The organism is Paucibacter sp. TC2R-5, assembly GCF_025717605.1.
GTDB classification, from domain to species: domain Bacteria; phylum Pseudomonadota; class Gammaproteobacteria; order Burkholderiales; family Burkholderiaceae_C; genus Paucibacter_A; species Paucibacter_A albus.
Window position 1 is genome coordinate 275,524 of sequence record NZ_JAJIRQ010000003.1, and the last position, 25,271, is coordinate 300,794.

Sequence of the window (25,271 nt, forward strand, 5' to 3'; positions counted from 1 at the left end):
ACAAGCGCAGCAGCGAAGACCCGGCATTGGGATTCACGTATCAAGCGGCGCCAAAGCCAGCATCGCTGCCCGCCTAGCCGTATCGGCATCCAACTGGGGCATCAGCCAGAACATGCCAGGGATCCTGTTCTTGGTGTGGCAGGACACATGCTGTCCGCCCTGAACCTGCACACACCAGGCCAATGGCGTCCGAGATTTCCCCTGCCCTCGCTCGGACTGCCAGCGCATGTAGGGGATCACTGCCCAGGTTTGACTCTCCCCACCTCGATGCCAGGTGACGTTGCCACTATGCCGGCTGTTTATGGTCAAGCGTTGGGTGCCGTCAGGTCCCTCGTGTGAGCAAGTCAGCACGGGAGAAGTAGCAGCGTCCTGAACCGTGACGTTGAGTGCATGCTCGCTGGCCATTTCTTCTCGCCGTTCACAACGCCAGGCTTGCGACTCCCCACCCGCTGGCGTGAAGCCAAATCCGTAACGGACGACACGGTACTCCTTGCGCGCGCCCCCGCCCAAAGGACCCAGGCCAATATTCCATGAGTCCGTGACCGTGCTTGTGCTGTAGCCGCCCTGCAGCACAAGAAGGTGCTGGCATGCGCTGTACTGTGTGCGCCCTTGGGCGACGCTCTGTCGAATTTCGCAAGGCTGAGCCTGTTGTTGAACATCTTCCGGCAGGAGCACTTGGATAGGGCCTGTGGACTGGCAGCCGTACAGCAATGCCAGGGCGGCGAGCCCGCCTGACCATAGACACAAGGAATAAGTAGAGCTTGTTGCGGGAATGCGCGTCATGGATTGATTCGCGAAAAAAATTAGGGGACCGGGCGCAAAAGCACAAAGGATGTCACCCGATTGATCGGCCGCTTGCCGCCCGTGCAAGCTTTGGGTAAAGCAGGTCCGTTCCGGGCACATTATTGCCGCTCACTCTGCGAGTCCGAATGAATGGAACTGGTCGATCGCGGGAGCACGGCGAAACGGCAGCAAAGAGCGCTGCAGTTGCCGAAGTCGGACCGAAAGGACGCTACCTTGGCCCAGCGCGCCTCCCTTCGGCTGGCTTCCGTGTCTGCCGGCCGCCTTACTCTGACGACAAGTCGTGCCAGGCCGGGCTGAGTATTTCGCGCCATTCAGGCTCGCGCAAGACGAACAAGGCGGCCAGCCCCAGCTCGGCCGCCAAGGCCGGCCCGGCGAGCGGCCCCAAAACCAGCAAGGCGGTGGCCCAAGCGTCGGCCAAGCAGCAACTGGCATGCAGCACGCTGACGCTGGCCAGACCATGCTTGATGGGCTCGCCACTAAGCGGGTCAAGCGTGTGCGAGCGGCGCCGCCCCTGCGCGTCGATAAAGCTGTTGCGATAGTCGCCGCTGGTGGCCACCGCCAAGCCGTGCAGGGCCAGCGCCGTGTCCCTCAAACCAGAGGCGCCGGGCACGGACTCCAACTGAACCCACCAGGGTTGGCCATTCGGTTTGAGGCCGGCGCCGCGCAACTCGCCGCCGATCTCGACCAGATGGTGTTCGAGGCCACAGTCCCGCAAAAACTCCGCCAATCGGTCAACGGCAAAGCCCTTGGCGATGCCGCACAAATCCAGCTCCAAGCCGCCCGGCTGCAAGACTTCCCATTCGCCGGCGCCTGCTTCACGCAGGCTCAGGTCTTGCCAGCGATTTTGACCTCGCCGCCCACTTGCGTCGGCCGGCGCCACAAAGCCGGGTTCCTCATGGCGGCGCCCGGCCCCAAAACCCCAGGCTCGCACCAAGGCCGCCGCCGTGGGATCAAAAGCGCCGCCGCTGGCCCGCGCCACGGCCAGCGCCTCGCCCAAGACCCGGGCGCAAACGCCGCTCAGCGAGACCCAGCTGCCGGCCTCAGCGCGGCCAAAGCGACTCAGATCCGAGTCGGCCTCCCAAGGGCTCATGCGCGCCACCACCTCGGCCAGCCTGGCTTCCAAGCCGCGCCGCAGTGCGCTGCAGTCCAGCCCACACGGCGCGTAGAACTTGACTTGCCAACTGGTGCCCATGCTCAAGCCGTCAAGCGCATAGAGCTGCTCACCCAAGGCCGGCGTAGCCGGATCGATTTGCGCCGGCACAAGCACCCGCCGCTCGAACATGGTCTGCATCGCGGAACTACTTGGGCAGCACCTCAAAGGTGGCGCTGTAACGATAGCGCCTGGCCTGCTGATCCCCCTTGGCGGCCACCTCATGCCCCAGGCCCAGCCAATAGCGGCCTGGCTCGGGCCAGGTGATGGCCAGCTCACCCTGTGCGTCGGTCTTCAGCGTCAGCTCGCCGAGCTTGTAGCGATAGCGGCTGCCGCCTCGCAGCACCGTCACGGTGGCATCCGGCAGGGGCTGCCCGTCCAGCAGCAGTCGCAGTCGCGAGCTGTCGCCATTGGAAAGGTCGGTGACGGGCGTCAAGGCCTGCAATTCCAAACCCTGTTTGGCGGGCTGGAATGGCGGCAGGCCGGCCCGCTCTTTGCTGACAAAGGTTTCGCTGACCATCCAGGTGCGCGTCACTTGCAAGTCCTTGGCCTCAGCCGGGATCTGCGCAGACAGATCAGCCGGCTTGCCCCGCCAGCGTTTGGTTTCCTCACCCAGTTTGTAACTGGCGAACACTGACTCGGCGCTATTGCTGACCCGGTAGGTGCCGGGCTGCTCAAGCTTGATCTCAAAGCTGGTGCGGTTGCGGGCCGTGACGGGGGCTTCGGGCTTTAGCGGCTTGCCGTCTGGGCCTAGCACCAAGACCTCGCCCAGTTGCAGGCCAATTTCATACTCGAACAACTCCTCCGAAGCGACCGCATCAATATTGACCAGCGTCGCCTTGCCGCCGGCGGCCGCATCAATATGCGCGGATTGGGGCAATAACCAAGTGCGGTGAGCATCGGCCGCGCCGGCCGCGCTCAGCAGCAAACAGGCCAAGCCAAGGGCTGTGATGGATAGTTTCATATGTATTCCCCTCAAGGTTTGACCGACAAAGACAAGGCGCCCAACTCATGCTCACCTTGCGCGCCGAACTGCACCGCCGAGCTAATCGGTAACTGCAGCGGCAAACGCTGGACCTCGCGGCCGCCTCCTTCGCGGGCCACTTCCACCACGACTTCATACTTGCCGGCGGGAAGCGCAGCCAGGCTCTTGCTCAGATTGAGCTTGTGCTCGCCCACCGCTCGGGTGGCGCCGCTGACCCCGTCCAATGGGATGCTCAAATCGCGCCCGCTTTTGCGCCACCACTGGCGCAGATCGGGCAGCCATTTGGCACCGGCGTTATTGGCTTTTTTCTGGTCATACCAGACCGCCAAGCTGATGGCCGGCTCCCCGGCACGCTCGGCCCAGACGGCCACATAGGGCCGGTGGTATTCGGCCACATTCAGACGCGGCAACTCCAGGCTGAGCTGGGCTTCGGCGGCCCAGGCGGGCAGCACGGCGCCAGCACTGGCGAGCAAGACCGTGTAGGAAAAAAGTTTGTTTTGCATAGAAAAATTCAATGAACAAATATGAGCAATAAAGCGACCGGCAGCAGCAAACCAGCGGCCACCAAGGGCCAGACGCTGGGCCGTTTGGCCGCGTGCATTTTCAAAATCAGCAAACCGGTGATCGCGAACAGCAGGCTGGCGACGGCAAACAGGTCGATGAACCAGCTCCACACCGGGCCGGTGTGGCGACCTTTGTGCAGATCATTCAAATAGGCCACGCCGCCGCGCTCGCTGCGCTCGAATTCGGCCTCGCCACTGGGCAAGGCGATCCGCAACCAGGCGTCGCCGCCGGGGCGCGGCAAGGACAGATAGAGCTCGTCCGGCGCCCATTCGGCCAACAAGCCTGCCGTCTTGAAACCCCATTGCTCCCTCAACCAATGCTGCAAGGGAGGCGGCAACTCGGCCTTCTGCGCACCCGAATGCGCAGCCACCAGCGTGGCCCGCAACACCGCGTCCGGCAACTGCGCCTGTCCGCTCGAAATCCTCGCCTTGGATTCAAATAGACCGGCGTTGTTCAGCGTGAGGCCCGTGACGCTGAACATCAGCAGCGCCACCAGGCTTATCGCGCTGCTGACCCAATGCCACAGATGCAGTTGCTTCAGATAGGCGGCCCGGCTCTTGAGCTGCGTTTTGCTGGCAGCGGCGTCGGTCGCGATGTAGGCGGAGGCATTGCTCATGTCTCGGCCCATTGCCGCAAGAGGTTGTGATAGTGGCCACTCAAGCTCACAGCCTCGTCGATCTCGCCGAAACGAGCGCGCAGGCTTTGAATGCTTTGATCGAGCTGGTAGAGCATGGTGCGGCGGCCGTCATCGCGCACCATGCTCTGGGTCCAGAAGAAGGCCGCGATGCGCTCGCCGGAAGTGACCGGCAGCACCTGATGCAAACTGGTCGAGGGATACAAGACCAAGTCGCCCGCAGGCAACTTGACCTCATGGCTGCCATAGCTGTCCTGCACCACCAGCTCGCCGCCCTCGTACTCGCCGGGCTCGCACAGGAACAGCGTGCTGGAGACGTCGCTGCGCAGCGGCTGCGAGCTGCCCAACTGGCTCATCACCGCACCGTCCACATGAAGGCCGTAATGCTCGCCGCCTGCATAGCGGTTGAACAAAGGGCTGAGCATGCGCAAGGGCAAGGCGGCCGAAAAGAATTGCGGGTGGGCACTCAAGCGCTGCTGGATCAGCTGACCCAATTCGACCGCCAGCGCCGAGCCGGGCTTGAGTTGCTGATTGCGCTTGACCTGCGCGCCCAAAGCGCCGACGGTGGCCCGGCCATCACCCCACTCGCCCTCGGCCAGCAAACGCTGACGAAACTCGCTCACTTCGGCGGCACTCAGCACGCCCTGGATATGCAGCAACATGGTCGCCCGCCCTCCTCTTCCGTCTATCCCAGATCAGTACTTGACGTTCAGTGCCAAGCTCATGCTGCGCGGCGCGCCAAGCGTGAAGCGATTGCGCCCGCTATTGACCGAGGCTAGATAGAATTTGTCCGCCAGGTTGGCCACATTGAACTGCAGGGCCAGGTTCTTGTTGATCTCGTAGGCCGCCATCGCGTCAAACACCCAGTAGCTCGGGATGCCATCAATGCCGACCACCGGCGCCGCGCCGTTGTTGACCTGCGTGGTCTGACTGGCGGTGTAGCGTGCGCCGCCGCCCAGGCTCAGGCCTTGCATCAGGCCTTCGGCCACGCGGTAGTTGACCCAGGACGTAAAGCTCAGTTTCGGCGTGTAGACCAGCTGAGCGCCGGTCTGCACGTCGACCTGGCCGGGCACGACCGTGACGGCCTCATTGACCTTGCTGTCCATCCACACCAGACCGGCCTGCAGTTGCAAGTTGTTCGACACCGCGCCCGCCGCACCCAGCTCCAGGCCCTTGACCGTCTTCTTGCCGTATTGCGTCACTTCTCCGGTGGCGCTGCCGGCGCGCGCCAGCTCGTTCTCGTTTTGCGAGCGGAACAAAGCGGCCGTCAACAGCAATTGCTTGTCGAGCATGTCCCATTTCGTGCCCAGTTCCAGATTATTGGCCTGCTGTGGTTTCAAGTTAGGCGCATTGATGCTGACCGCGCCGGTGTCGGCACTGGGGGTCGCGCTGCTCAGTGCGAAGTTGTCGCTGCCGGGCGGCTTTTGCGAGGTAGCGTAAGACAGGTAGACGCTGCCGTTCTCGCTCGGCTTGAACAGCAGACCCAGCTTGCCGCTGAGCAGCGTGTCGCTGTTCACCAAAGCACTGGCCGCGACCGCTGGGGTCGAGGTGGCGGGAATGCTGGTGTACTCGCTGCGGAAACGCTCGGCGCGCAGGCCCGCGCTGAGCTGCCAGCGCTCGCTGAGATCCAAGGTGTCGAACAGAAAAGCGGCGGCGGTCGTGGTCTCGCCGGCCGTGCTGGCGCCGTTACGGGTCAGCGGGGCGAACTTGTCGTTGACCGATGGCGCATACAAATTGGCGCGATCACCGGCGATGTTGACATAGGCAAAGCCCGCAGTGTTCTGCTTTTCATGCGTCAGCTCGACGCCGGTGCTGATGCTGTTCTTGAGGCCGGCAAGCGTGAAGGCGCTGTTCAAGCTGGTCTGGTTGGCCAGAATCTGGTTGCGCTGATCGCGGCCCAGGCGGGCGCGGCCTACCGTCCAGGCTGCCGGTTTGGCGGCGTCGCCGATGATGGACCAATTGCCGGGCGTGCTGCTGATGATGATGTTCGTCAGGTTCAGATCCTGCTGGGTGCGGCCAAAGCGCGAGATATTGCGCAGGCTGGTGCCCGGCGCAAAGTCATGCTCCAGCAACAGGGTCAACATATCGGCTTGCGTGTTGTCGAAATCGTCTTTGCTGCCGTAGAAATTGCTGCGCTCAACCGGCTTGATGCCCGAGGCCAACACTCCGCCCACCGGCGGCTTGGCATTGGCACCGGCCAGATCCTTGAAAATCAGCTGATTCGTCCAGCCCATCAGGCCCACACCGGGGATGCCGCCATCGGGAATCGCATCCTGATCGACATGTAGATAACTCAGCGTGGCGCGAGTGGCCGTGCCCAGCCCCAAGGTCAAGGACGGTGCCACGCCCCAGCGATTGCGCTCGAGCACATCGCGGCCCTCTACATTGCCACGGTCGCTGAACACATTCAGGCGCAGCGCCGCGCCGGGCAATCCAATATCCAGTTTCTTGTTCAGATCGGCCGTCACCCGCACGCGGCTGCCGCTGGACACTTGGGCCGAGCCTTCGGCAAAGTCCCGTAACTGCGGCTTCTTGCTGACCATATTGATGAAACCATTCGGCGAGCCGCGGCCGTTGTCCGCGCCGCTCGGGCCCTTGACCACTTCGACCGACTCGACATTGAAGGTGTCGCGGGTGATGCCGCCGAGATCGCGCACGCCGTCCACAAAGATATTGGCGCTGGCGTCGAAGCCGCGCATGAAGACGGTGTCACCGGTATTGGTGTTGCCGTTCTCGCCCAGCGTGAAGGTGATGCCGGGCGTGTTGCGCAGCGCCTCGCTCAAGGAAGATGTGCCCTGCTGCTGAATCAGCTCTCGGTTGATCACGGTGACGGTCTGCGGGGTGTCCAGCAACGGCTTGACAAACTTGGGCGAGGAGGCCGTCTCGGCCTTGAACTCATTCTCAACCACGGCCTTGGCCTTGGCGCGCACCACCGGCAGCGCGGTCTCGGCCGAGTCTGCAGTTGGCGTCTGCGCCCATGCGCCGAGCGGCAGCGTTAGCGCCAGCAAGGCCGCGCTGGCGACTGAGGAAGAAGAAGAAGAAGAAGAAGAAGCGGATGAAACGCAGGCCGGCATGGCCGCGTGCTTGCGGCTCTTGATGAAAGACATTGAGGAACACTCCAGGGATCGAATTGGATTTCTTCGAGCGCGGGCGCGGCGCCGCTTTTCTTTTTGCGTGCGCGCCTTACCTGGGGATAACCTGGGTCTACTCTGCGACAGACGCAAATGATAACAGTTCTTATTTGCATGCGCAATTTTTCAGGCCTACAGGTCTCTGCCAAGTTCGGGGCTTTTCGCATGGCTGTATGTCCCCCGCGCGCGAAGAAACAGCCCAGCAATAAATCCGCCCGCGCGCACAGCGCCCAAACACAGCTTGGCCACCTTGATCGGCGAAGCCCCATGGCGTGAAAAATTCCACCCTTGGGCGCTTGAGGCAAGCAAGCACCCACCGCAAGACTGATTTGCCCCTCAAGTCGCGACCAGGCCCGGCCGAAGAGCGCACATCCGTCGCCCCGCGCTCGGCCAAAGTGGCCTGGCAGACAAGCTGCGGTGCCCGCGTATTTTTCGAACCCTAAGAAGCCAACTTGCCGGATTTCAAACAAGAAATATGAAGCTCAGTCTGAAACTACCTCTTGCCTTTGTGGCCGTGCTGGCCTTGATGCTAATGGCAGCCTTGTACGGCATCTTCAGCGTCAACCATTCGCTCGACAGTTTCACCCAGACGGTTCAAAGCAGTCATGGCCGGCAGCGCACGCTGAGCGAGCTGACCGTAGGCTTCAAGGTGCAGGTTCAGGAGTGGAAAAACACGCTCTTGCGCGGCAAAGACCCACAGCAACTGGACAAGCATTGGGCCGCGTTTCAAAAGCAGGAGCGCCTGGTCAGCGAGCGAACAGCCAAGCTGCTGCGCGAGCTGCCCGCCGGCGCCAGCAAAGACCTGTTGGCCAAATTCGCGCTCGCCCACCAGGCGATGGGAGACAGTTACCGCCTGGGCTACGGCGCCTTCACGGCGGCCGACTTTGAGCCGAGCGCGGGCGACACGGCCGTCAAAGGCATGGACCGTGCGCCGACGCAGCTACTGGAGGAGCTGGACGCGCAATTTTCCGTACAGGGCGAGCGCGCGGCCCAGTTGGTCGCGGACCAGAGCGAGCGGGCCATAGGCTTGAGCCTGCTGATGATGGGGCTGGCCAGTGCTTGCGGCATCGCGGCGGGGCTCTGGCTCAGCCGCCATATCGCCAAGCAGTTGGGCGGAGATCCGCTGGAGGCGGCCAACCTGGCGCAAAGCGTGGCGGCCGGTGACTTTGCGCAGCGCATCAAGCTGAACTCGGGCGACAGCGCCAGCCTGATGGCGCAGCTGGTCGGCATGATGGGCAGCCTGTCCAGCGTGGTGCACAGCGTGCGGCAAAACTCCGAATCTGTCGCCAGTGCCTCGGCACAGATCGCCCAGGGCAATATGGACCTGAGCCAGCGTACCGAGCAGCAGGCGACGGCGCTGGAGGGCACGGCCCTTTCCATCAAGGTACTGGGTTCGGCGGTGGAAAAGAACGCCGACCATGCGCGAGAAGCCAACCGGCTCGCCCAAGGTGCGTCAGAAGTGGCCGTCAGGGGCGGCGATGTGGTGGGTCAGGTGGTCGACACCATGAAAGGCATCAACGACTCTTCCAAGCAGATCGCCGACATCATCGGCGTGATTGACGGCATCGCCTTCCAGACCAATATCCTTGCGCTCAATGCGGCGGTGGAAGCTGCCCGCGCGGGCGAGCAAGGGCGCGGCTTCGCGGTGGTGGCCGCCGAGGTTCGCAGCCTGGCGCAGCGCAGCGCCGAAGCGGCCAAGCAGATCAAGACCTTGATTGGCGCCAGCGTGGAGCGTGTCGAGCAAGGCAGCCATCTGGTCAACCAGGCCGGCTCGACAATGAACGAGATCGTCGACGCGATCAAGCATGTCAGCGACATCATGGGCGAGATCAGTGAGGCCAGCCGCGCCCAAAGTGCCGGCGTCTTGCAGGTTGGCCAGGCCTTCAATCTGATGGACCAAGCGACACAGCAGAACTCGGCCCTGGTTGAGCAAAGCACCGCCGCCGCTGAAAGCCTGCGCGTGCAGGCGCAGGCCTTGGTGCAAAGCGTGGCGGTCTTCAAGCTGGCAAGCCATTCGCACTGAGCATGGCCCAGCAAAAAGGCCGGCTTGCGCCGGCCTTCTCTATTTCTACTTTCTTTTTGACTGGCCCGAACGGCGGCCTTTAACAACAGCTTAAAGCAGCGGTACGCCCGTCTTGGCCTGCACCTGCTCGCGCGTGACACCCTCGGCCAGTTCGACCAACTTCAAGCCCGCCGGCGTCACGTCCATCACGGCCAGATCGGTGATGATTCGGTTGACCACGCCGACGCCGGTCAGCGGCAAGGTGCAATGAGGCAGGATCTTCATGTCTTCCGTGCCGTCTTTCTTGCGCGCCACATGCTCCATCAGCACGATCACACGCTTGACGCCGGCGACCAGATCCATCGCGCCGCCCATGCCCTTGACCATCTTGCCCGGGATCATCCAGTTGGCCAGATCGCCCTTGGCGCTGACCTGCATCGCTCCCAGAATGCTCAGATTGATCTTGCCGCCGCGAATCATGGCAAAGCTGTCATGGCTGCCGAAGATCGAAGAGCCGGCGATGGTGGTGACCGTCTGCTTGCCGGCGTTGATCAGGTCGGCATCGACCTCATCTTCGGTCGGGAATGGGCCAATGCCCAGCATGCCGTTTTCGCTCTGCAGCCAGACTTCCTTGTCCGCCGGCACAAAATTGGCCACCAGGGTCGGGATGCCGATGCCGAGGTTCACGTAGAAACCGTCTTCCAGCTCCTGCGCGGCACGGGCCGCCATTTGGTCTTGAGTCCAGGCCATGATCAATCTCCCTTCACTGTCAGAGTGCGCTTCTCGATGCGCTTTTCGGGATTGGCGTTCACCACGATGCGGTGCACATAAATGCCCGGCAGGTGCACGGCGTCCGGGTCAATCTCGCCCACCTCGACCAATTGCTCGACCTCGACCACGGTGATCTTGCCGGCCATCGCGGCGGCCGGGTTGAAATTGCGCGCCGTGCGGCGGAACACCAGATTGCCGCTCTTGTCGGCCTTCCAGGCCTTGACCAAGGACACTTCGGGGCACAAAGCATGTTCCATCACATAGGTGTGGCCATCAAATTCGCGCAGTTCCTTGCCGTCGGCGACGATGGTGCCCACGCCGGTGCGGGTGAAGAAGGCCGGGATGCCCGCACCGCCGGCGCGCAGCTTCTCGGCCAGCGTGCCCTGCGGCGTGAACTCGAGCTGCAACTCGCCGGCCAGGTATTGACGCTCGAATTCTTTGTTCTCGCCCACATAACTGGAGATCATCTTCTTGATCTGGCGCGTCTCCAGCAACTGGCCCAGGCCGAAGCCGTCAACGCCGGCATTGTTTGAAATCACCGTCAGATCCTTGACACCGCTGTCGCGCAGCGCGGCGATCAAGGCCTCAGGGATGCCGCACAGGCCGAAGCCGCCGACCGCCATCAGCTGGCCGTCTTTGACAATACCCTTGAGCGCCTCTGCGGCACTGGGGAAAATTTTGTTCATCAATGAATCTCCGTTAAATCGTCGGACGCGGCGAAGCGTACTACGAGCGCGAGGCAAAAATGCTTACGTAGAATCGCCTACAACAATTTGCTGCGGGGCCCAGGAGACCAGAATGAGAAGTTGGCATGCGCTGATCGCCCCACTCGCACCCTTGATGGTCGGCGTTAGCGTCAGCCTAAGCGCCTGCGTTAGCGCTCAGGCCGAAAGCCTGCAGCTCAGTGGCTTTGGCAGCTTGTCGGCCTACCGGGGCGACGACGCCGTGGTCGGCGTGCGGCCGGGCGATCGGGTCAAGAACTTTTCACAAGACGGCCAGTGGCGCTGGGACGGCGACTCCGTGCTGGGCCTGCAGGCCGGATGGCAGCTCTCGGAGCAGCTGGAGCTGGTCTGGCAAGTCCAGCTGCGCGACGATTTGGTAGGCGGCTTGTCAGCCCGCACCGAATGGGCCTATATCGGCTGGCGGCACAGCGCAGACTGGTCAGTGCGACTGGGCCGTCAGCCCCTGCCGATATACATCAACTCCGAGACGCTGCGAGTCGGCTTCGCCCACACTGCGGTGCGGCCGATGGCTGCGGTTTACGGGCTGAACGGCAGCGAACCGGTGGACGGAATCAACATCAGCTGGAGCCAGCCCGCCTTCGAGGGCAACCTCAGTCTGGATCTGGGGGCCGGCAGCAACTCCGTCAGCTTGCCGCGCGGCCGGGTCGACACCCAGGCATTGCTGGCCAGCGCGGTGCGTTGGCAGCAGGGTGGCCTGTCGCTGCGCTTAGGTGTAGCCGCTTACCGTTTTGATCTGCATGACGACGCGCTGGACGCGCAATTCGACGCCCTCATGCGTCCCGGCAGCCCCTGCGCCAACTGCGCTAGCGCCTTGCCTGACCGAGCCCGCACCCGCGACGTCGAAGGCCGCCTGATCAATCTCGGCATGAATTGGGACAGTGGCGATTGGACGCTGACGGCGGAAGCAACGCGGCGCGGCGGCAATTCGGTGTTCAGCGCAGAGGTCGAAGCCTGGTATGCCCTGGTTTCACGGCGCTTTGGCGCCTTGACGCCCTATGCCTCCATCGGCGCATCGAGATTCAAGGAAGCTGCGCTAGGCCTACAAGCGACGGCAGGCAGCAGCCTGGCCACGGTGCAGGGCATCGCCGGCCTTGACCGCCGGCTGCAAAGCCCTTGGGACCGCCGCATCGAATTGGCCGGCCTGCGCTGGGATGTGCATGAGAAAGCAGCCTTGAAGCTGCAATATGAGCGTTGGACGGCCACCCGGGACAGCAGCACGCCGCGCGACGGCGAGATCCACTTGCCGAGCGGCAGCCCGGCATGGGATGGCAGGGTACAGATGCTGACGGTCAGCCTGGACTTTGTGTTCTGAACTGGAGTCCATGGCCATGAGAACCTTGCTCCATACCCTCGGGCAACGCCCAAGCCGCAACGCATATCTTTGTTTGCTGCTGCTCGGCCTGCCCCTGCCCTTGTTGGCGCAGGACCGGGCAAGTCAAGAGCTGCCGGTGCTGCAAGTGGCGGTTTCGCGCTCCTTGGCGCCGCCCTTCGTGATCTGGCGCGACAACCAGGCGGTGGGCGGCATCGATGTCGAAATCGCCCAAGCCGTCGCGGCACAGTTAAAAACGCAGGTCGAGTTCATCGCCCTGCCACGTCTGCGGGTCGAATCGGCCTTAAGCAGCGGCGAAGCGGATATGGCCTGCAATCTGAGCCCCCTGCACCTGCCCAAGGGGGAGGTTCTGGCACAAAGCGCCGACTTGTTCGAACTGCAGGAAATGCTGGCCGGCAACCCCGGCGCGCCGGCCGTGGACAAGCCGGAACAAATCAATCCGGGCTCGGTGCTGGGAACCTTGCAGGCGCAGGCTTACCCGGCGCTGGAGCCCTTCTTTGCGCAAGGCCGGCTCAAACGCGACGACGCATTGGACGACGAGCGCTTGCTGCTCAAGCTGACCAAAGACCGGCACCCTTACGGCATCAGCAACCGGCAGGTGCTGAGCTGGTTCGCGGCCCAGGGAGGAGAAAACAAGCTGGCATCTTGGCGTCTGCCTTTGGCGAGTCGGCCATACCGTTGCACCTTCTCGCCACGCGGGCGTTACGACGCCCGCCAACTCTATGCTGCGCTGGAGCAATTGCAGACTAACGGCCGAATCGCGCAGATCAACACTGCGCGTTCGAGCCCGGCGGTGGCCGTGGTAGTTTCGGTACAAAGCGGGGTGCGCGACGTCAGCCGCTCGGCCCTGGTCGATCTCTTTATGGGCCAGAGCAGCTTGCTCGGCGCACAGCTCCGCGCCGAACCGGTGATGAGCATGGGGGCGGAGCGCCAGTATTTTCTCGGCGCGGTGCTGCAGCGCGAAGCGGCCCAGTTTCGCTCGGCCTGGGCGGGCCAACAGTTTGGGGGTAGGCGCCGTGCGCCGCTGGAGCTGGGCAATGCCGAGGCCATGAAGACTCATTTGCAAGCGCATGCCCAGGCCGTCGGCTTCCTGCCCTTGAGCCTGGTGGACAGCTCTTTGCGCATCATCTATTTGCCCTGAAGCAAAACCAATGCCTGTTGATTACCGCACCGCCTTTGAATTGGCCCCGATTGGCCTGGTTTTGTCGGCCAATCGCTTGATCGTTGATTGCAACCGTCAGCTGCTCAGCATGTTCGGCGCCGATCACGGCCAGCTCGTCGGGCGCAGCTTCGAGGTGCTCTACCCCAGCCTGGTCGAGTTCGAGCGCACCGGCGCACGCATCATCGCCAGCCTCGATCAAGGCGGCTTTTATGCCGACGACAGGGTGATGAAGCGCGTCGGCAGCGGCGAGCTGTTTTGGTGCCATGTCTCCGGCCGCGCGCTGGACCCGGCCGACCCACATGCGCAAGGCATCTGGAGCTTCGAGGACTTGTCGGCCCACCGCCGCTTGAAGGTCGACCTGACCGCCCGCGAGCGCGAAATCGCCGCGCTCTTGATCGACGGCCTGAGCAGCAAGATGATTGGCCGCCGGTTGGGCATCAGCCCGCGCACGGTGGACGTGTACCGCGCACGCTTGATGAAAAAATATGCCGCCGGCTCCACGCCAGAGCTGATTCACAAAATGCTCAGCGCCTGAGCACTCATCCCGCGCAGGCTCAATAGTGCGGCGGCAAATCGTCCATCAAGCTGCGAAACACAGGCGCGCCTGACTCGGGTGCCTGCTGGCGCAGCTCGGCGACTTCGCGTAGCAACAAATCGATTTGCGCTTGTTGGCGCGTAATGATCAGGTTCAGCTGATCAAGCATGTCTTCGCTGAAGCTGGCCTTGATTTCCAGCTCGGTCAGGCGATGTTCGGTGTTTATGGAGTCCATCCCCTATTGGACTTCATTCTGCGTAGGGCGCAGCAGTGGCTTGCCTACAATCCGGGCAACCATGCAAAACGCACTCCCCGTTCTCAATATCTCGTCCTACAAATTCGTCGGCCTGCCTGACTGCCATGCGCTGCGCGATCTCCTTTTTGAGCGCGCCATGGCGCTTGAGCTCAAAGGTACGGTGCTGCTGGCCGAGGAAGGCATCAATTTGTTTTTGGCCGGCAGCGCCGCAAGCGTGCGCGCCTGGGTCGACGCGCTGAAACAAGATGCCCGGTTCGCCGATCTGTCGCCCAAGGAAAGCTGGAGCGAGGCGCCGCCGTTCAGGAAGCTGCTGGTCAAGGTCAAGGCCGAGATCATCCGCATGAACCACCCCGCTATTCGCCCCGACGCCTTGCCGCGTGCACCGGCGCTGGCCCCCACCACACTGGCACGCTGGCTGGCCCAAGGCCATGACGACGACGGCCGGCCCGTCGTCACGCTGGACACCCGCAATGCCTTCGAAGTGGACTACGGTACGTTCGAGGGCGCCATCGATTGGCGCATCAGTAAATTCAGCGAATTCCCGCAAGCGGTTCAAGACCACCGCGCCGAGCTGATGGGCAAGACCATCGTCAGCTTTTGCACCGGCGGCATACGCTGCGAGAAAGCCGCCATCTACCTGGAGCAACAAGGCCTGGACGGCCCCGTCTACCAGCTGGAGGGCGGCATCCTGAAGTATTTCGAAGAAACCGGCGGGGCGCATTACAAGGGTGACTGCTTTGTGTTTGACCAGCGCGAAGCACTCGACGCAGGCCTGCACCCATCGACCGAGATCTGCCGCCCAGCTAGCGAGGCGCATCGCGCCCAAGCAGCAGAATGAGTCGCCTGACCGAAGGCCTGTTACGCGCTTTAGGCCTGCTCTTGCTGCTGGGCGCTTTGGGATTTGCGGCCACCAAGGCGCCTGACCGCCCGCTGGAAAGCCTGATCCAGCGCTGGGCCCCGCCGCCGTCGGAATTCATTGACCTGAACGGCCAGCTGCTACACCTGCGCGACCAGGGGCCCAGCGGGGACAAGCAGCCCATCGTGCTGATCCACGGCACATCGGCCAGCCTGCACACCTGGGAGGGCTGGGTCAAAGAGCTCTCAAAAACCCGCCGCGTGATCAGCTTTGATCTGCCCGGCTTCGGCCTGAGCGGCCCGGCCGTGGCGGCAGACTACAGCGCTGACAACTACGTCAAAACGGTGCGCGCACTGCTCGACCATCTGCAGCTTGAGCGCATCGTGCTGGGCGGCAACTCGCTGGGCGGTGAAATTGCCTGGATGGTGGCGGCCGCCGAGCCACAGCGGGTGGCCGGACTGATCTTGGTCGATGCCGGCGGCTATGCCTTCACGCCCGAGTCGGTGCCCGTGGGATTTCTGCTGGCCCGGCTGCCAGGCGTCGGGGTTTTGAGCGAATACCTGCTGCCGCGCAGCCTGGTTGAGCGCAGCGTTCAAAGCGTCTACGGCGACCCGACCAAGGTCAGCCCAGCCTTGGTGGAACGCTATTACGAGCTGACGCTGCGCGCCGGCAACCGCGCAGCACTGCGCCAACGCATGGCGCAGATGGTCTTGGGCGACCAAGCCCAGCGCATCAAAACGCTGCGCCAGCCGACCTTGATCTTGTGGGGCGCCAAAGACCGCTTGATTCCGCCCGACAACGGCCAGGCGTTCGCGCGTGACATCGCCGGCAGCCAGCTGACGGTGTTCCCCGATTTGGGGCATGTGCCGCACGAAGAAGATCCGCTCACTACACTGGCGCCCGTGCAAGCGTTTTTAACTACGCTCAAACCCTAGGTCGACATGAGCCATATCCATAGCAAGATAGCGGCTTCGACCTTTACTCCTTTTTCACCCTTTTCCGGAGCAGCCATGCAAAGACGTCATCTGATCGCCATCGCGGCCATCGCCTGCAGCGCCATCACGGGCTTCAGCGCCCAAGCGCAAACCGCCGACATGAAGAAAATCCGCATTGGTGTCGAGGGCGCTTACCCGCCCTTCTCCGAAGTGGGCAAAGACGGCAAGGTGATGGGCTTCGAGATTGACCTGGCCAATGCCTATTGCGCCGAGATGAAGGTCGCCTGCGAAATGGTGCAGGTGGACTTCGACGGTTTGATCCCGGCCCTGCAGGCCCGCAAGATCGACGCCATCATCGCCTCGCTGTCCATCACACCCGATCGCCAAAAGGCGATTGCCTTCTCCAACGCCTACTACAACACGCCAGCCCGCTTCGCCGGCAAGGCCGATGCCAAGCTTGACTTCACGCCCGCCGGCCTGAAGGGCAAGAAAATCGGCGTGCAGCGCGGCACCATCCATGAAACCTACGCAGCAACGGTCTTCAAGCAAAGCGAGATCGTGCGCTACGCAACCCAGGACCAGGCCTTTTTGGATCTGAAGTCGGGCCGTATCGACCTGACCCTGGCCGACTTGGTGGCGATTGACCAAGGCTTTCTGGCCAAGCCCGACGGCAAGGGTTTCGCCCTGATCGGCCCTAACTACGACGATGTCAAGTACTTCGGCACCGGCTCGGGCGTGGGCATGCGCAAGGCCGACGAAAAGGTCTTGGGCAAGAAGTTCAATGACGCGATTGCAGCGATTGCCGCCAACGGCACCTTCAAGAAACTCAACGACAAATACTTCCCTTACGACCTGGCGCCGAAGAAGTAATCGTTGCAGGCCCCAGCATCGGGCCGCTGGTTTGATGGTTTGAGATAGAGAAAGCGCCCATGGCTTTGCATGGCTTGTTGATTGACTTCCTGCCCAGCCTGCTCGAAGGGGCAGTGGTCACGCTCAGCGTGGCCCTGACCTCGATGACGATGGCGATGACCCTGGGGCTGCTGGGCGCTTTGGCCAAATTGTCCAAATGGCGCTTTGCACGCGGCCTGGCCTATCTCTACACCACCTTGATTCGCGGCGTGCCCGATCTGGTCTTGATGCTCTTGATTTTCTACGGCGGCCAGATCGCCTTGAACGACGCCTTGATGGCGCTGGGCCACGAGGAATATGTCGACATCAACCCCTATGTGGCCGGAGTGCTGACGATTGGTTTCATCTTCGGCGCCTACCTGACCGAGGCCTTTCGCGGCGCTTTTCTGGCCGTGCCGCCGGGCCAGCGCGAGGCCGGTCTGGCCTTTGGCCTGAGCAACTGGCAGATTGCCTACCGGATCACGCTGCCGCAGATGTTTCGCCACGCGCTGCCGGGCTTGTCCAACAACTGGCTGGTGCTGATCAAGAGCACGGCCATCGTGTCGGTGATCGGCTTGTCTGACTTGATGACACGCGGCCAGCAAGCGGCCGGCTCGACGCGCGAGCCCTTTATGTTCTATCTGGCGGTGGCCTTGATCTATTTGCTCTTCACCACGGCGTCCGAGTTTTTGTTCAGCTGGCTGGAGCGGCGCTTCTCGATCGGCGTGCGAAAGAACGCGCTATGAGCCTGGACGTTATCTTCGAAAACCTGCCGATCTATTTGAGCGGTGCCTGGACGACCTTCCAGCTGCTGCTGATCTCGCTGCTGCTGGGTCTGCTGTTCGCCATTCCCCTGGGTGTCTTGCGCAGCTTTCGCGGCAGCCTGATCTCGCGTGCGATCTGGGTCTACACCTATGTGTTTCGCGGCACGCCGATGCTGGTGCAGCTGTTCCTGATCTATTACGGCCTGGCCCAGTTCGAAGCGGTGCAGCAAAGCGCCCTCTGGCCGCTCTTGAGCTCGGCCTGGTTTTGCGCCTGCCTGGCCTTTGTGCTCAACACCTGCGCCTACACGACCGAAATCATTGCCGGCTCGATCAAGGCGCTGCCGGCCGGCGAAATCGAGGCGGCCAAGTCCATAGGCATGAGCCGCTGGGTGATGTTTCGCCGCATCATCTTGCCCTCGGCGCTGCGCCGCTCGCTGCCCGCTTACAGCAATGAGGCGATCTTCATGCTGCACGGCACTTCACTGGCCAGCATCGTCACCATTCTTGACCTGACCGGTGCGGCCAGAGTCGTCAACTCGACCCACTACATCCCCTTTGCAGCCTTCATCACGGCGGCAGTTTTCTATTTCTTGATGACGCTGACGCTGGTCGGACTCTTCCACAAGGCCGAGGCCCGCTGGCTCAAGCCCTTGATGCCGCGCTGAAGCCCGCCACAATCATTTTCTGAATTCGATGCAAATCCAAAAACATCTGCTGCTTTCGCCCGCGCCCGGCACCCAACGCGAGCTGCTCTCGCTGCATTACGGCCAAACCGGCGGGCCCAAGGCCTACATCCAAGCTTCGCTGCATGCCGATGAATTGCCCGGCATGCTGGTGGCCCATCATCTGCGCCTGAAGTTGAATGCCTTGCAGGCCGCCGGGCGGATCAGCGGCGAGATCATCCTGGTGCCCATGGCCAACCCCATCGGCCTGTCGCAGTACGCCTTGCACATGCATATGGGCCGCTTTGAGGCCACTACCGGCGAGAACTTCAACCGCCATTACCCCGACCAAATCGACACCGCCGCCCTGGCCGCCGAGCCCGAGCTGGGCAGCGATGCGGCGCGTAACGTGCAGGTTTTGCGGCGCGAATTGAAGAAGGCCGTCACTGCGGCCGAGGCCGACACCGAGCTGAAGTCGCTGCGCCGCACGCTGATGGCGCTGTCTTGCGACGCCGACATCGTTCTGGACCTGCACTGCGACGCGCAGGCCGTCATGCATCTCTATACCGAAACACCTTGCTGGCCCGAATGCGAGGCGCTGGCGCGTTATCTCGGCGCACGCGTGACACTGCTGGCGCAGGACTCGGGCGACAGCCCTTTTGACGAAGCCTGCTCGCAGGTCTGGTGGAAATGGGCCAAGCGCTTTGAGGACCGCTTCCCTGTTCCCCAGGCTTGCCTGGCCGTCACGGTCGAGCTCCGCGGTGCGGCCGATGTCGAGCATGGACTGGCCGAGGCCGACGCGCAAAACATCATTAATTTCCTCTGCCACCGTGGGCTGATCAGCGGTGCAGCAGCGCCCATGCCCGCCGCCGTGGGCGACGCGCGGCCGCTGGCCGGCTGCATGCCGATCAAGGCCGAAACAGCCGGTGTGCTGACCTTTTTGCGCCAGGCCGGCGAGACCGTCAAAGCGGGCGATGTGCTGGCGCATGTGATTTGCCCCTTGAGCGGCGCTGTGGCCGAGCTGAAAAGCCCAGTCGACGGGCTGTTTTTCGCGCGGGACTTTGTGCGCTTCGCCAGCGCCGGCATGAAGGTCGCCAAGGTCGCAGGCCGCGAGGCTTTGCGCAGCGGCAAACTATTGGGTGCATGAGATGTCCGAAGCCAGTCTGATTGTCGAAAACCTGCACAAACGCTATGGCGACCGGGTGGTGCTCAAGGGTGTGTCGCTGGCCGCCAAGACCGGCGATGTGATCACCCTGATCGGCTCCAGCGGCTCGGGCAAAAGCACATTTCTGCGCTGCCTGAACCTGCTGGAACAGCCCTTTGAAGGCAAGCTTTCGCTCGCCGGCGAGGAACTGCAGCTGGTGCGCGACCGCGACGGCAGCCTCAAGGCGGGCGACGCCAAGCAGCTGCAGCGCTGGCGCTCACGCTTGGCGATGGTGTTCCAGAACTTCAACCTCTGGGGCCACCGCACGGTGCTGGAAAACGTCATCGAGGCACCGGTCTATGTCTTGGGCGTGCCTAAGGCGGAAGCGATCGCCAAGGCCGAGGCCTTGCTGGCGCGGGTCGGCGTGTCACACCGCAAAGACGCTTACCCGGCGCAGCTCTCGGGCGGCGAGCAGCAGCGCGTGGCGATTGCGCGGGCCTTGGCGGTCGAGCCCGAGGTGATGCTGTTTGATGAGCCGACCTCGGCGCTGGACCCGGAATTGGTCGGCGAGGTGCTCAAGGTGATGCGCGACCTGGCGGCCGAGGGTCGCACCATGATCGTCGTCACGCATGAAATGGGTTTCGCCCGCGAGGTGTCGAACTACACGATGTTTTTGCACCAGGGCCGGGTCGAAGAAGAAGGCGACCCGCGCGAGGTTTTGGTGAGGCCGCAAAGCCCGCGTCTGCAGCAGTTCCTGAGCGGCGGCCTCAAGTAGCTCAGCCGCCGGAGCGCAAGACTTCCAAGACTTCGGAGCGGAATTCACGCTGGTACAAGATGAAGATCACGCCCGCGGTCGAGCACATAAAGGCCCAGGGCGAGAAGAACCAGGCCACCACGGCGAAGGACAGATAGTAGGAGCGCAGGCCGTCATTGAAGGTTTCGGCGGCCAGGCCCATCACGCGGCCAGCGCGGTCGGCGAACTCGTCACGCGAGGCATCCCCGCGCTCAAAAACCTCGCTGTCCGGGGCGGCGCCCACCAGCAAGGCCCCGAAGGTGTATTGCCGCATGCTCCAGGTGAAGCGGAAAAAAGCGTAGACAAAAATCGCCGTCAGCAGCACCAGCTTGAACTCAAACACCAGCTCCGAGGTACGGGCCGCAAAGGGCAGGTCCGCCACCATCGCAGAGGCTTTCTCGCCCGCGCCCAGCATCGCGAGCAAACCGCCGATGATCAGAATCGTCGTCGACGCAAAAAAGGACGGGCTGGTGGACATGTTCTGCACCACCACGCCGTCTATCACCCGCACCTCCCGGAACGTCGCCTGGTACATCCAGCGCCAGCGCTCGCGGTTGGTGGCGGCCAGCAAGGAGCCGTCAAACTGCGAACGCCTGCTGGCGAAGCTGACGTAGCCCATCCAAGCAGTGAAGAAACCGATCAGGGCCAGCCAATCGGCCAGGGGTAGGAAGGCCAGCGCCTTCAGCATCTCGTTCATGGGGCAGATCTAGCGTCTCAGAAGGAACGCATATTAAGCCGCCAGATCAAACACCAGAACCTCGGCGCCCTGCCCGCCCTCCAAAACCAGCTTGTTCTCCGCACTGATTTGCAAAGCGTCACCCGCTTGCAAAGCCTGGCCGTTGACCACCAAGCTGCCGCGCACCAGATGCACATAGCTGATCCGCCCTGGCGCCAAGGCCAATTCCGCACGCTCAGTGCCCTCGAACAAACCGGCATACAAACGGGCATCGGCGTTGAGGGTCACCGAGCCAGCGGCGCCGTCGCCGGAGGCGATCAAGGCCAAACGCCCACGCTTGGCACCCGCAGTGAAATGCGCTTGCTCGTAGCTTGGGGCCACACCCAGGCGATCGGGTTGAATCCATATCTGTAGAAAATGTGTTTCCTTGCCCTGGGCATGGTTGAACTCGCTGTGGCGCACGCCGCTGCCCGCGCTCATGCGCTGCACATCGCCGGGCCGAATGACGCCGGGGCCTTGATCGCCGGTGCCGGTGCCAATGCTGTCCTTGTGGGCCAACTCGCCTTCCAACACATAACTGATGATTTCCATATCCCGGTGGCCATGGGTGCCAAAGCCGGTGCCTGCCGCAATGCGGTCTTCATTGATGACGCGCAGCGCGCCGAAGCCCATGCGTTTCTCGTTCACGTAGTCTGCGAAGGAGAAGCTATGAAAAGACTTCAACCAGCCATGGTCCGCATAGCCGCGTTGCGATGATTTGATCAGTTCAAGCATTTTGATTCGTCTCCAGAGGCTGAATTCACCAAGTGGTGAGCAGGCATCCACTGTAAAAGCCGGCCGACAAGCCATCGTCTTACGGGCTTGATGTCATCATTCAAATAAGATGAAGCTACTTGCCTCAAATTGGCCCGAAGCACTGCATGCATAGCCCCGAAAAACGCCGCGCCCTGACGCCCGAAGCCTTGATCATGATGGACACCATCGCCCGCAGCGGCAGCTTTGCGGCGGCCGCGCGCGAAATGGGCAAGGTGCCCTCGGCCTTGACCTATAGCGTGCGCCAGTTGGAAGAAGCGCTGGATGTGCTGCTGTTCGACCGCCGCTCGCGCCAGGCCGAGCTGACCGCCGCCGGCCAAGAACTGTTGCTGGAAGGCCGGCGCCTGCTGGTGGAAATTGACGCCGTCGCCAACCGGGTGCGGCGCATTGCAACCGGCTGGGAGAGCGAATTGACCATTGCCGTCGACGACGCCGTCGCTCGCCGTGCGCTGTTTGACTTGATGGAAGCGTTTTACCAAGTGCCGTCCGGCCTGGACGGCAGCTCGGCGGGGCCACCCACGCGCCTGAAGCTGCGCGTGGAGGTGTTGTCGGGCACCTGGGAGGCCTTGATCTCGGGCCAGGCCGACTTGGCCATAGGCACCTCGGCGCAGCCGCCCGGTGCGGCCGTGCATTGCGAGCCTATGGGTGAAATGGAGATGGTTTTCTGTGTGGCACCTCACCACCCGCTGGCGGGCGCCGCCGAGCCGCTGGCCGCCACCACCATGGCCAGCCACCGCATCGTTGCAGTGGCCGACACCGCACGCAGCCTGACACCCATGACCATAGGCGTGATGCCGGGCCAGGAAGTGCTGACCCTGCCCTCGATGGCGGCCAAGCTGGAGGCCTTGTTGCGCGGCATGGGCTGCGGCAGCATGCCGCTGGAGATGGTGCGCCGCCATGTCGAGGCCGGCCGGCTGATCATCAAAGAGACCGCACAGGGCCGGCGCATTTTTCCGCTGCATTACGCCTGGCGCAACACCTCGGCCGCCGGCGGCCAGCCGCCCGGCCGGGCCTTGGCCTGGTGGCTGAGCCAGCTGCAAAGCCCGACCACGCGACTGGCGCTGCTGGAGCAGCATGCGGGTCTGATCCTATGAGCTGTGAACTGTGAGCTGTGAATAGCACGCTGCCCTGAAGATGTACATCGGCCGCTTTGCCCCCTCGCCCACCGGCCCGCTGCATGCCGGCTCCTTGGTCGCTGCCTTGGCCAGCTGGCTCGACGCACGCGCGCACGGTGGACGCTGGCTGATCCGCATCGAGGACGTGGACGGGCCGCGCTGCCCGCCCGGCACGGACCGCCTGATCCTCGATCAACTCGCGCAATGCGGCCTGCACCCGGACGAACCGCCGCTGTGGCAATCAGCGCGCGGCGCGCTGTACGAGCAGGCCTTGCGCACGCTGCAGCTGAGTGGCTGGGCTTACGGATGCGCCTGCTCGCGCAAGCAGATTGCCGAAGCCTTGCAGGCTCAAGGGCTGCACAGCGAGCGCCATGGTGAGCTGGTCTATCCTGGCACCTGCCGCACTGGCTTGCATGGCCAAGCCGCGCGGGCCTGGCGCCTGCGCAGTACGGCTGTCTTGGCAGGCACGGAGGACCTGACCCTGAACTGGCTAGACCGGCGCATGGGCTCCCAAACGCAGAATCTAAGTAAGGAGGTCGGCGACTTTGTGCTCAAGCGCGCCGACGGCCTGTGGGCCTATCAGTTGGCGGTGGTCGTCGACGACGCGGCCCAAGGCATCACCGACATCGTGCGCGGCGCGGATCTGGCCGACAACACGCCGCGCCAGATCCGGCTGCAGCAATTGCTTGGCCTGCCAACACCGCGATATCTGCACACGCCACTGGTGCTGGGCGCGGACGGCAGCAAGCTGTCCAAGCAAAACGGCGCGGCCGCACTTGAGCTGGGGGATGCGGCGCTGGCCTTGCGCTTGGCGGCAAGTGTGTTGGGCTTGCAAGTCACGGGCGGCACGGTGGCCGAGGTGCTGGCTCAAGCTCTTGAGCGCTGGCAGGCCAGTTTTGGTGGCATGATGCCGGCCACAGCGGCGGCAAAAAGCTCAAGCCTGTCTAAACATTTGAAGGAAATTCCATGATTACCACCCCAAGCGGCCTGCAGATCGACGACACCGTAGAGGGCACAGGCGCGGTCGCCAAGTCCGGCCACGATGTGTCCGTGCATTACACCGGCTGGCTGTTCAAAGACGGCGTCAAGGGCCAGAAGTTCGACTCCAGCAAAGACCGTGGCCAGCCCTTCAAGTTCGAACTCGACGGCGGCATGGTCATCCGTGGCTGGGACGAAGGCGTGCAAGGCATGAAGATCGGCGGCAGCCGCACCCTGATCATCCCGCCCGAGCTGGGCTATGGCGCGCGCGGCGCGGGCGGTGCGATTCCTCCCAACGCCACGCTGATTTTTGAAGTGGAACTGCTGGGCCTGAGCGGCGGTGAGCAAGCCATTGAGCTGAACCTGACGAGCAATCCGAGCGGACTGCAGTATGAAGACACCGAAGTCGGCACGGGCCTGGAGGCCAAAGCCGGCCAGCGCGTCACCGTGCACTACACCGGCTGGTTGTTCAAGAATGGCAACAAGGGCAAGAAGTTCGACTCCAGCAAGGACCGCGGCGACCCCTTCCGCTTTGCGCTGGGCGGCGGTGAAGTAATTCGCGGCTGGGACGAAGGCGTGCAAGGCATGAAGGTGGGCGGCACCCGCATGCTGGTGATCCCGGCCGATATGGGCTACGGTGCGCGCGGCGCCGGCGGCGTGATTCCGCCCAATGCCACGCTGCTGTTTGAAGTGGAATTGCTGGCGGTTTAATTCGCCCCAGCGCCCCAAGTCAAGGCCCCGTTCGGGGCCTTTTTCTATGGCTAAGCCGGCGCAGCAACCGTTTAGCATGGAAGCGACTGCAGGAGATCAGCCTTGAACCTACTCGACCTCGATCACCTCTTGCGCTACTGGACCGCCGAGCAATGGCAGGCCAATGTGTTGATGCTGTTCCACCTGCTGGGCGCAATGGTGCTGGGCTTGGTCTTGGGCTATGAGCGGGCCTTTCACGGCCGTGCCGCCGGCATGCGCACCTATGCGCTGGTCTGCATGGCCTCCACCGGCGTCATCATCCTCTTGGCCTACCCGCAGCAGTGGTACGGCGGCTTGCAAGGGGGCAGCGTGGCGCCGCATCTGTCCGACCCGACGCGGGTGATTCAAGGCATCGTGACCGGCATCGGCTTCCTGTGTGCCGGCGTGATCATGCGCGAAGGCATGAACATCAGCGGCCTGACCACCGCCGCTTCGCTCTGGGCCGCTTCGTCGATCGGCATCATGCTGGGCATGGGCTTTTACTTTGCCGCCATCATGCTGACCCTGCTGTGCGCCAGCCTGATGATGTGGGGCGCCAAGCTTGAGTCGCATCTGCCCTCGCACCCGGCCATCGCGGTGATGCTGCGCGGCGAGCCCCAACGCAAATTCGTACAACAAGAACTGGCCGAGTTCTGCGATGCCCTCGGGTTTCGCTTTGCGCCCGGCTCACTCAGCGTCACGCTGACGGGCGGCCAGGAAGAATGGCGCTTTGTCTGCACCGCCAAGCATAATTTTGGCGCTCAGACGCTGACGCGCTTTGCCAGCCGCGTCACCGAGGTGCCCGGCGTTGCCGAGTACCGGGTCACGCATGCGCGCAACTGAGCTTGCCT

26 protein-coding genes and 1 pseudogene are annotated in these 25,271 nt (G+C 63.0%); 16 read left to right on the plus strand and 11 right to left on the minus strand.

The features are described from left to right. Nucleotides 1-1,066: 1,066 nt before the first annotated feature. Genes LNV08_RS08215 through LNV08_RS08240 form a run of 6 tightly spaced genes read right to left on the minus strand, consistent with a single transcriptional unit; the run spans nt 1,067 to nt 7,244 of the window. Complete coding sequence (locus LNV08_RS08215) at nt 1,067-2,095, minus strand: FAD:protein FMN transferase (protein ID WP_263533211.1); 1,029 nt, start codon at nt 2,093-2,095, stop codon at nt 1,067-1,069. Between the two features lie 7 nt (nt 2,096-2,102). After that, the gene (locus LNV08_RS08220; RefSeq protein ID WP_263533212.1) at nt 2,103-2,918 is read right to left on the minus strand and encodes a DUF4198 domain-containing protein; all 816 of its coding nucleotides are present in this window, start codon (nt 2,916-2,918) and stop codon (nt 2,103-2,105) included. 11 nt (nt 2,919-2,929) lie between these two features. After that, entirely contained in the window at nt 2,930-3,442 is a 513-nt protein-coding gene (locus LNV08_RS08225; RefSeq protein WP_263533213.1) for a DUF2271 domain-containing protein, read from the minus strand. An 8-nt stretch (nt 3,443-3,450) separates the two neighbouring features. After that, the gene (locus LNV08_RS08230; RefSeq protein WP_263533214.1) at nt 3,451-4,119 is read right to left on the minus strand and encodes a PepSY-associated TM helix domain-containing protein; all 669 of its coding nucleotides are present in this window, start codon (nt 4,117-4,119) and stop codon (nt 3,451-3,453) included. Continuing rightward, nucleotides 4,116-4,799, minus strand: coding sequence for a Fe2+-dependent dioxygenase (locus LNV08_RS08235; protein WP_263533215.1), 684 nt, complete (start codon nt 4,797-4,799; stop codon nt 4,116-4,118). The genes LNV08_RS08230 and LNV08_RS08235 overlap by 4 nt, the downstream gene beginning before the upstream one ends. Before the next feature lie 33 nt (nt 4,800-4,832). Then, a complete protein-coding gene (locus LNV08_RS08240) occupies nt 4,833-7,244 on the minus strand; it encodes a catecholate siderophore receptor Fiu (RefSeq protein WP_263533216.1) in 2,412 nt (803 codons plus the stop codon). Nucleotides 7,245-7,743: 499 nt separating this feature from the next. Here LNV08_RS08240 and LNV08_RS23050 point away from each other — a divergent pair, with 499 nt between their 5' ends. Continuing rightward, nucleotides 7,744-9,291, plus strand: coding sequence for a methyl-accepting chemotaxis protein (locus LNV08_RS23050; RefSeq protein ID WP_318014107.1), 1,548 nt, complete (start codon nt 7,744-7,746; stop codon nt 9,289-9,291). A gap of 90 nt (nt 9,292-9,381) precedes the next feature. On the opposite strand, the gene LNV08_RS08250 is transcribed toward LNV08_RS23050, so the two are convergent. Further along, nucleotides 9,382-10,020 carry a 3-oxoacid CoA-transferase subunit B gene (locus LNV08_RS08250; protein ID WP_263533217.1) on the minus strand — a complete coding sequence of 213 codons (639 nt, stop codon included), beginning with the start codon at nt 10,018-10,020 and terminating at the stop codon, nt 9,382-9,384. Between the two features lie 2 nt (nt 10,021-10,022). Continuing rightward, on the minus strand, nt 10,023-10,727 hold the full coding sequence (locus LNV08_RS08255; protein ID WP_263533218.1) for a CoA transferase subunit A: 705 nt from the start codon (nt 10,725-10,727) through the stop codon (nt 10,023-10,025). Nucleotides 10,728-10,839: 112 nt separating this feature from the next. Between LNV08_RS08255 and LNV08_RS08260 the strand changes: the two genes are divergently transcribed. From LNV08_RS08260 to LNV08_RS08270, 3 genes are read left to right on the plus strand one after another with little or no spacing between them, the layout of a single operon-like run. Further along, entirely contained in the window at nt 10,840-12,096 is a 1,257-nt protein-coding gene (locus LNV08_RS08260; RefSeq protein WP_263533219.1) for an OprO/OprP family phosphate-selective porin, read from the plus strand. Between the two features lie 16 nt (nt 12,097-12,112). Then, nucleotides 12,113-13,255, plus strand: a complete 1,143-nt coding sequence (locus tag LNV08_RS08265) for a substrate-binding periplasmic protein (RefSeq protein ID WP_263533220.1) — start codon at nt 12,113-12,115, stop codon at nt 13,253-13,255. Between the two features lie 10 nt (nt 13,256-13,265). Beyond that, complete coding sequence (locus tag LNV08_RS08270) at nt 13,266-13,811, plus strand: LuxR C-terminal-related transcriptional regulator (RefSeq protein WP_263533221.1); 546 nt, start codon at nt 13,266-13,268, stop codon at nt 13,809-13,811. 19 nt (nt 13,812-13,830) lie between these two features. Here LNV08_RS08270 and LNV08_RS08275 read toward each other — a convergent pair whose 3' ends face one another. Continuing rightward, a complete protein-coding gene (locus tag LNV08_RS08275) occupies nt 13,831-14,046 on the minus strand; it encodes a SlyX family protein (RefSeq protein ID WP_263533222.1) in 216 nt (71 codons plus the stop codon). 61 nt (nt 14,047-14,107) lie between these two features. Between LNV08_RS08275 and LNV08_RS08280 the strand changes: the two genes are divergently transcribed. From LNV08_RS08280 to LNV08_RS08310, 7 genes are all read left to right on the plus strand, one after another. Then, complete coding sequence (locus tag LNV08_RS08280; protein ID WP_263533223.1) at nt 14,108-14,905, plus strand: sulfurtransferase; 798 nt, start codon at nt 14,108-14,110, stop codon at nt 14,903-14,905. Beyond that, nucleotides 14,902-15,858 carry an alpha/beta fold hydrolase gene (locus LNV08_RS08285; RefSeq protein ID WP_263533224.1) on the plus strand — a complete coding sequence of 319 codons (957 nt, stop codon included), beginning with the start codon at nt 14,902-14,904 and terminating at the stop codon, nt 15,856-15,858. Before LNV08_RS08280 ends, LNV08_RS08285 begins: the two co-directional genes overlap by 4 nt. A gap of 75 nt (nt 15,859-15,933) precedes the next feature. Continuing rightward, nucleotides 15,934-16,728 carry a lysine/arginine/ornithine ABC transporter substrate-binding protein gene (locus LNV08_RS08290; protein ID WP_263533225.1) on the plus strand — a complete coding sequence of 265 codons (795 nt, stop codon included), beginning with the start codon at nt 15,934-15,936 and terminating at the stop codon, nt 16,726-16,728. A 59-nt stretch (nt 16,729-16,787) separates the two neighbouring features. Next, nucleotides 16,788-17,492, plus strand: coding sequence for an ABC transporter permease (locus tag LNV08_RS08295; protein WP_263533226.1), 705 nt, complete (start codon nt 16,788-16,790; stop codon nt 17,490-17,492). Then, nucleotides 17,489-18,175, plus strand: a complete 687-nt coding sequence (locus LNV08_RS08300) for an ABC transporter permease (RefSeq protein WP_263533227.1) — start codon at nt 17,489-17,491, stop codon at nt 18,173-18,175. Before LNV08_RS08295 ends, LNV08_RS08300 begins: the two co-directional genes overlap by 4 nt. 28 nt (nt 18,176-18,203) lie before the next feature. Continuing rightward, nucleotides 18,204-19,319, plus strand: a complete 1,116-nt coding sequence (locus LNV08_RS08305; protein ID WP_263533228.1) for a succinylglutamate desuccinylase/aspartoacylase family protein — start codon at nt 18,204-18,206, stop codon at nt 19,317-19,319. 1 nt (nt 19,320) lies between these two features. Continuing rightward, a complete protein-coding gene (locus LNV08_RS08310) occupies nt 19,321-20,091 on the plus strand; it encodes an ABC transporter ATP-binding protein (RefSeq protein ID WP_263533229.1) in 771 nt (256 codons plus the stop codon). A gap of 1 nt (nt 20,092) precedes the next feature. Here LNV08_RS08310 and LNV08_RS08315 read toward each other — a convergent pair whose 3' ends face one another. Both LNV08_RS08315 and LNV08_RS08320 read right to left on the minus strand, forming a co-directional pair. Beyond that, nucleotides 20,093-20,806 (minus strand): DUF599 domain-containing protein, encoded by a 714-nt coding sequence (locus LNV08_RS08315; protein WP_263533230.1) that lies wholly within the window; start codon nt 20,804-20,806, stop codon nt 20,093-20,095. A gap of 33 nt (nt 20,807-20,839) precedes the next feature. Beyond that, complete coding sequence (locus LNV08_RS08320) at nt 20,840-21,559, minus strand: pirin family protein (protein ID WP_263533231.1); 720 nt, start codon at nt 21,557-21,559, stop codon at nt 20,840-20,842. 146 nt (nt 21,560-21,705) lie between these two features. Here LNV08_RS08320 and LNV08_RS08325 point away from each other — a divergent pair, with 146 nt between their 5' ends. The 5 genes and pseudogenes from LNV08_RS08325 (at nt 21,706) to LNV08_RS08345 (ending at nt 25,263) form a co-directional block, all read left to right on the plus strand. Beyond that, nucleotides 21,706-22,692: a LysR family transcriptional regulator gene (locus tag LNV08_RS08325; RefSeq protein ID WP_263533232.1), complete on the plus strand. Its 987-nt coding sequence runs from the start codon at nt 21,706-21,708 to the stop codon at nt 22,690-22,692. A gap of 40 nt (nt 22,693-22,732) precedes the next feature. Next, nucleotides 22,733-23,683, plus strand: a complete 951-nt coding sequence (gene gluQRS, locus LNV08_RS08330; RefSeq protein ID WP_263533233.1) for a tRNA glutamyl-Q(34) synthetase GluQRS — start codon at nt 22,733-22,735, stop codon at nt 23,681-23,683. Then, a pseudogene (locus LNV08_RS08335) lies at nt 23,680-24,024 on the plus strand (FKBP-type peptidyl-prolyl cis-trans isomerase); the annotation flags it as partial. The gene gluQRS and the pseudogene LNV08_RS08335, both read left to right, overlap by 4 nt. A gap of 30 nt (nt 24,025-24,054) precedes the next feature. Then, nucleotides 24,055-24,402, plus strand: a complete 348-nt coding sequence (locus LNV08_RS08340; protein WP_263533548.1) for an FKBP-type peptidyl-prolyl cis-trans isomerase — start codon at nt 24,055-24,057, stop codon at nt 24,400-24,402. A gap of 102 nt (nt 24,403-24,504) precedes the next feature. Continuing rightward, nucleotides 24,505-25,263: an MgtC/SapB family protein gene (locus LNV08_RS08345; protein ID WP_263533234.1), complete on the plus strand. Its 759-nt coding sequence runs from the start codon at nt 24,505-24,507 to the stop codon at nt 25,261-25,263. Nucleotides 25,264-25,271 lie beyond the last annotated feature (8 nt).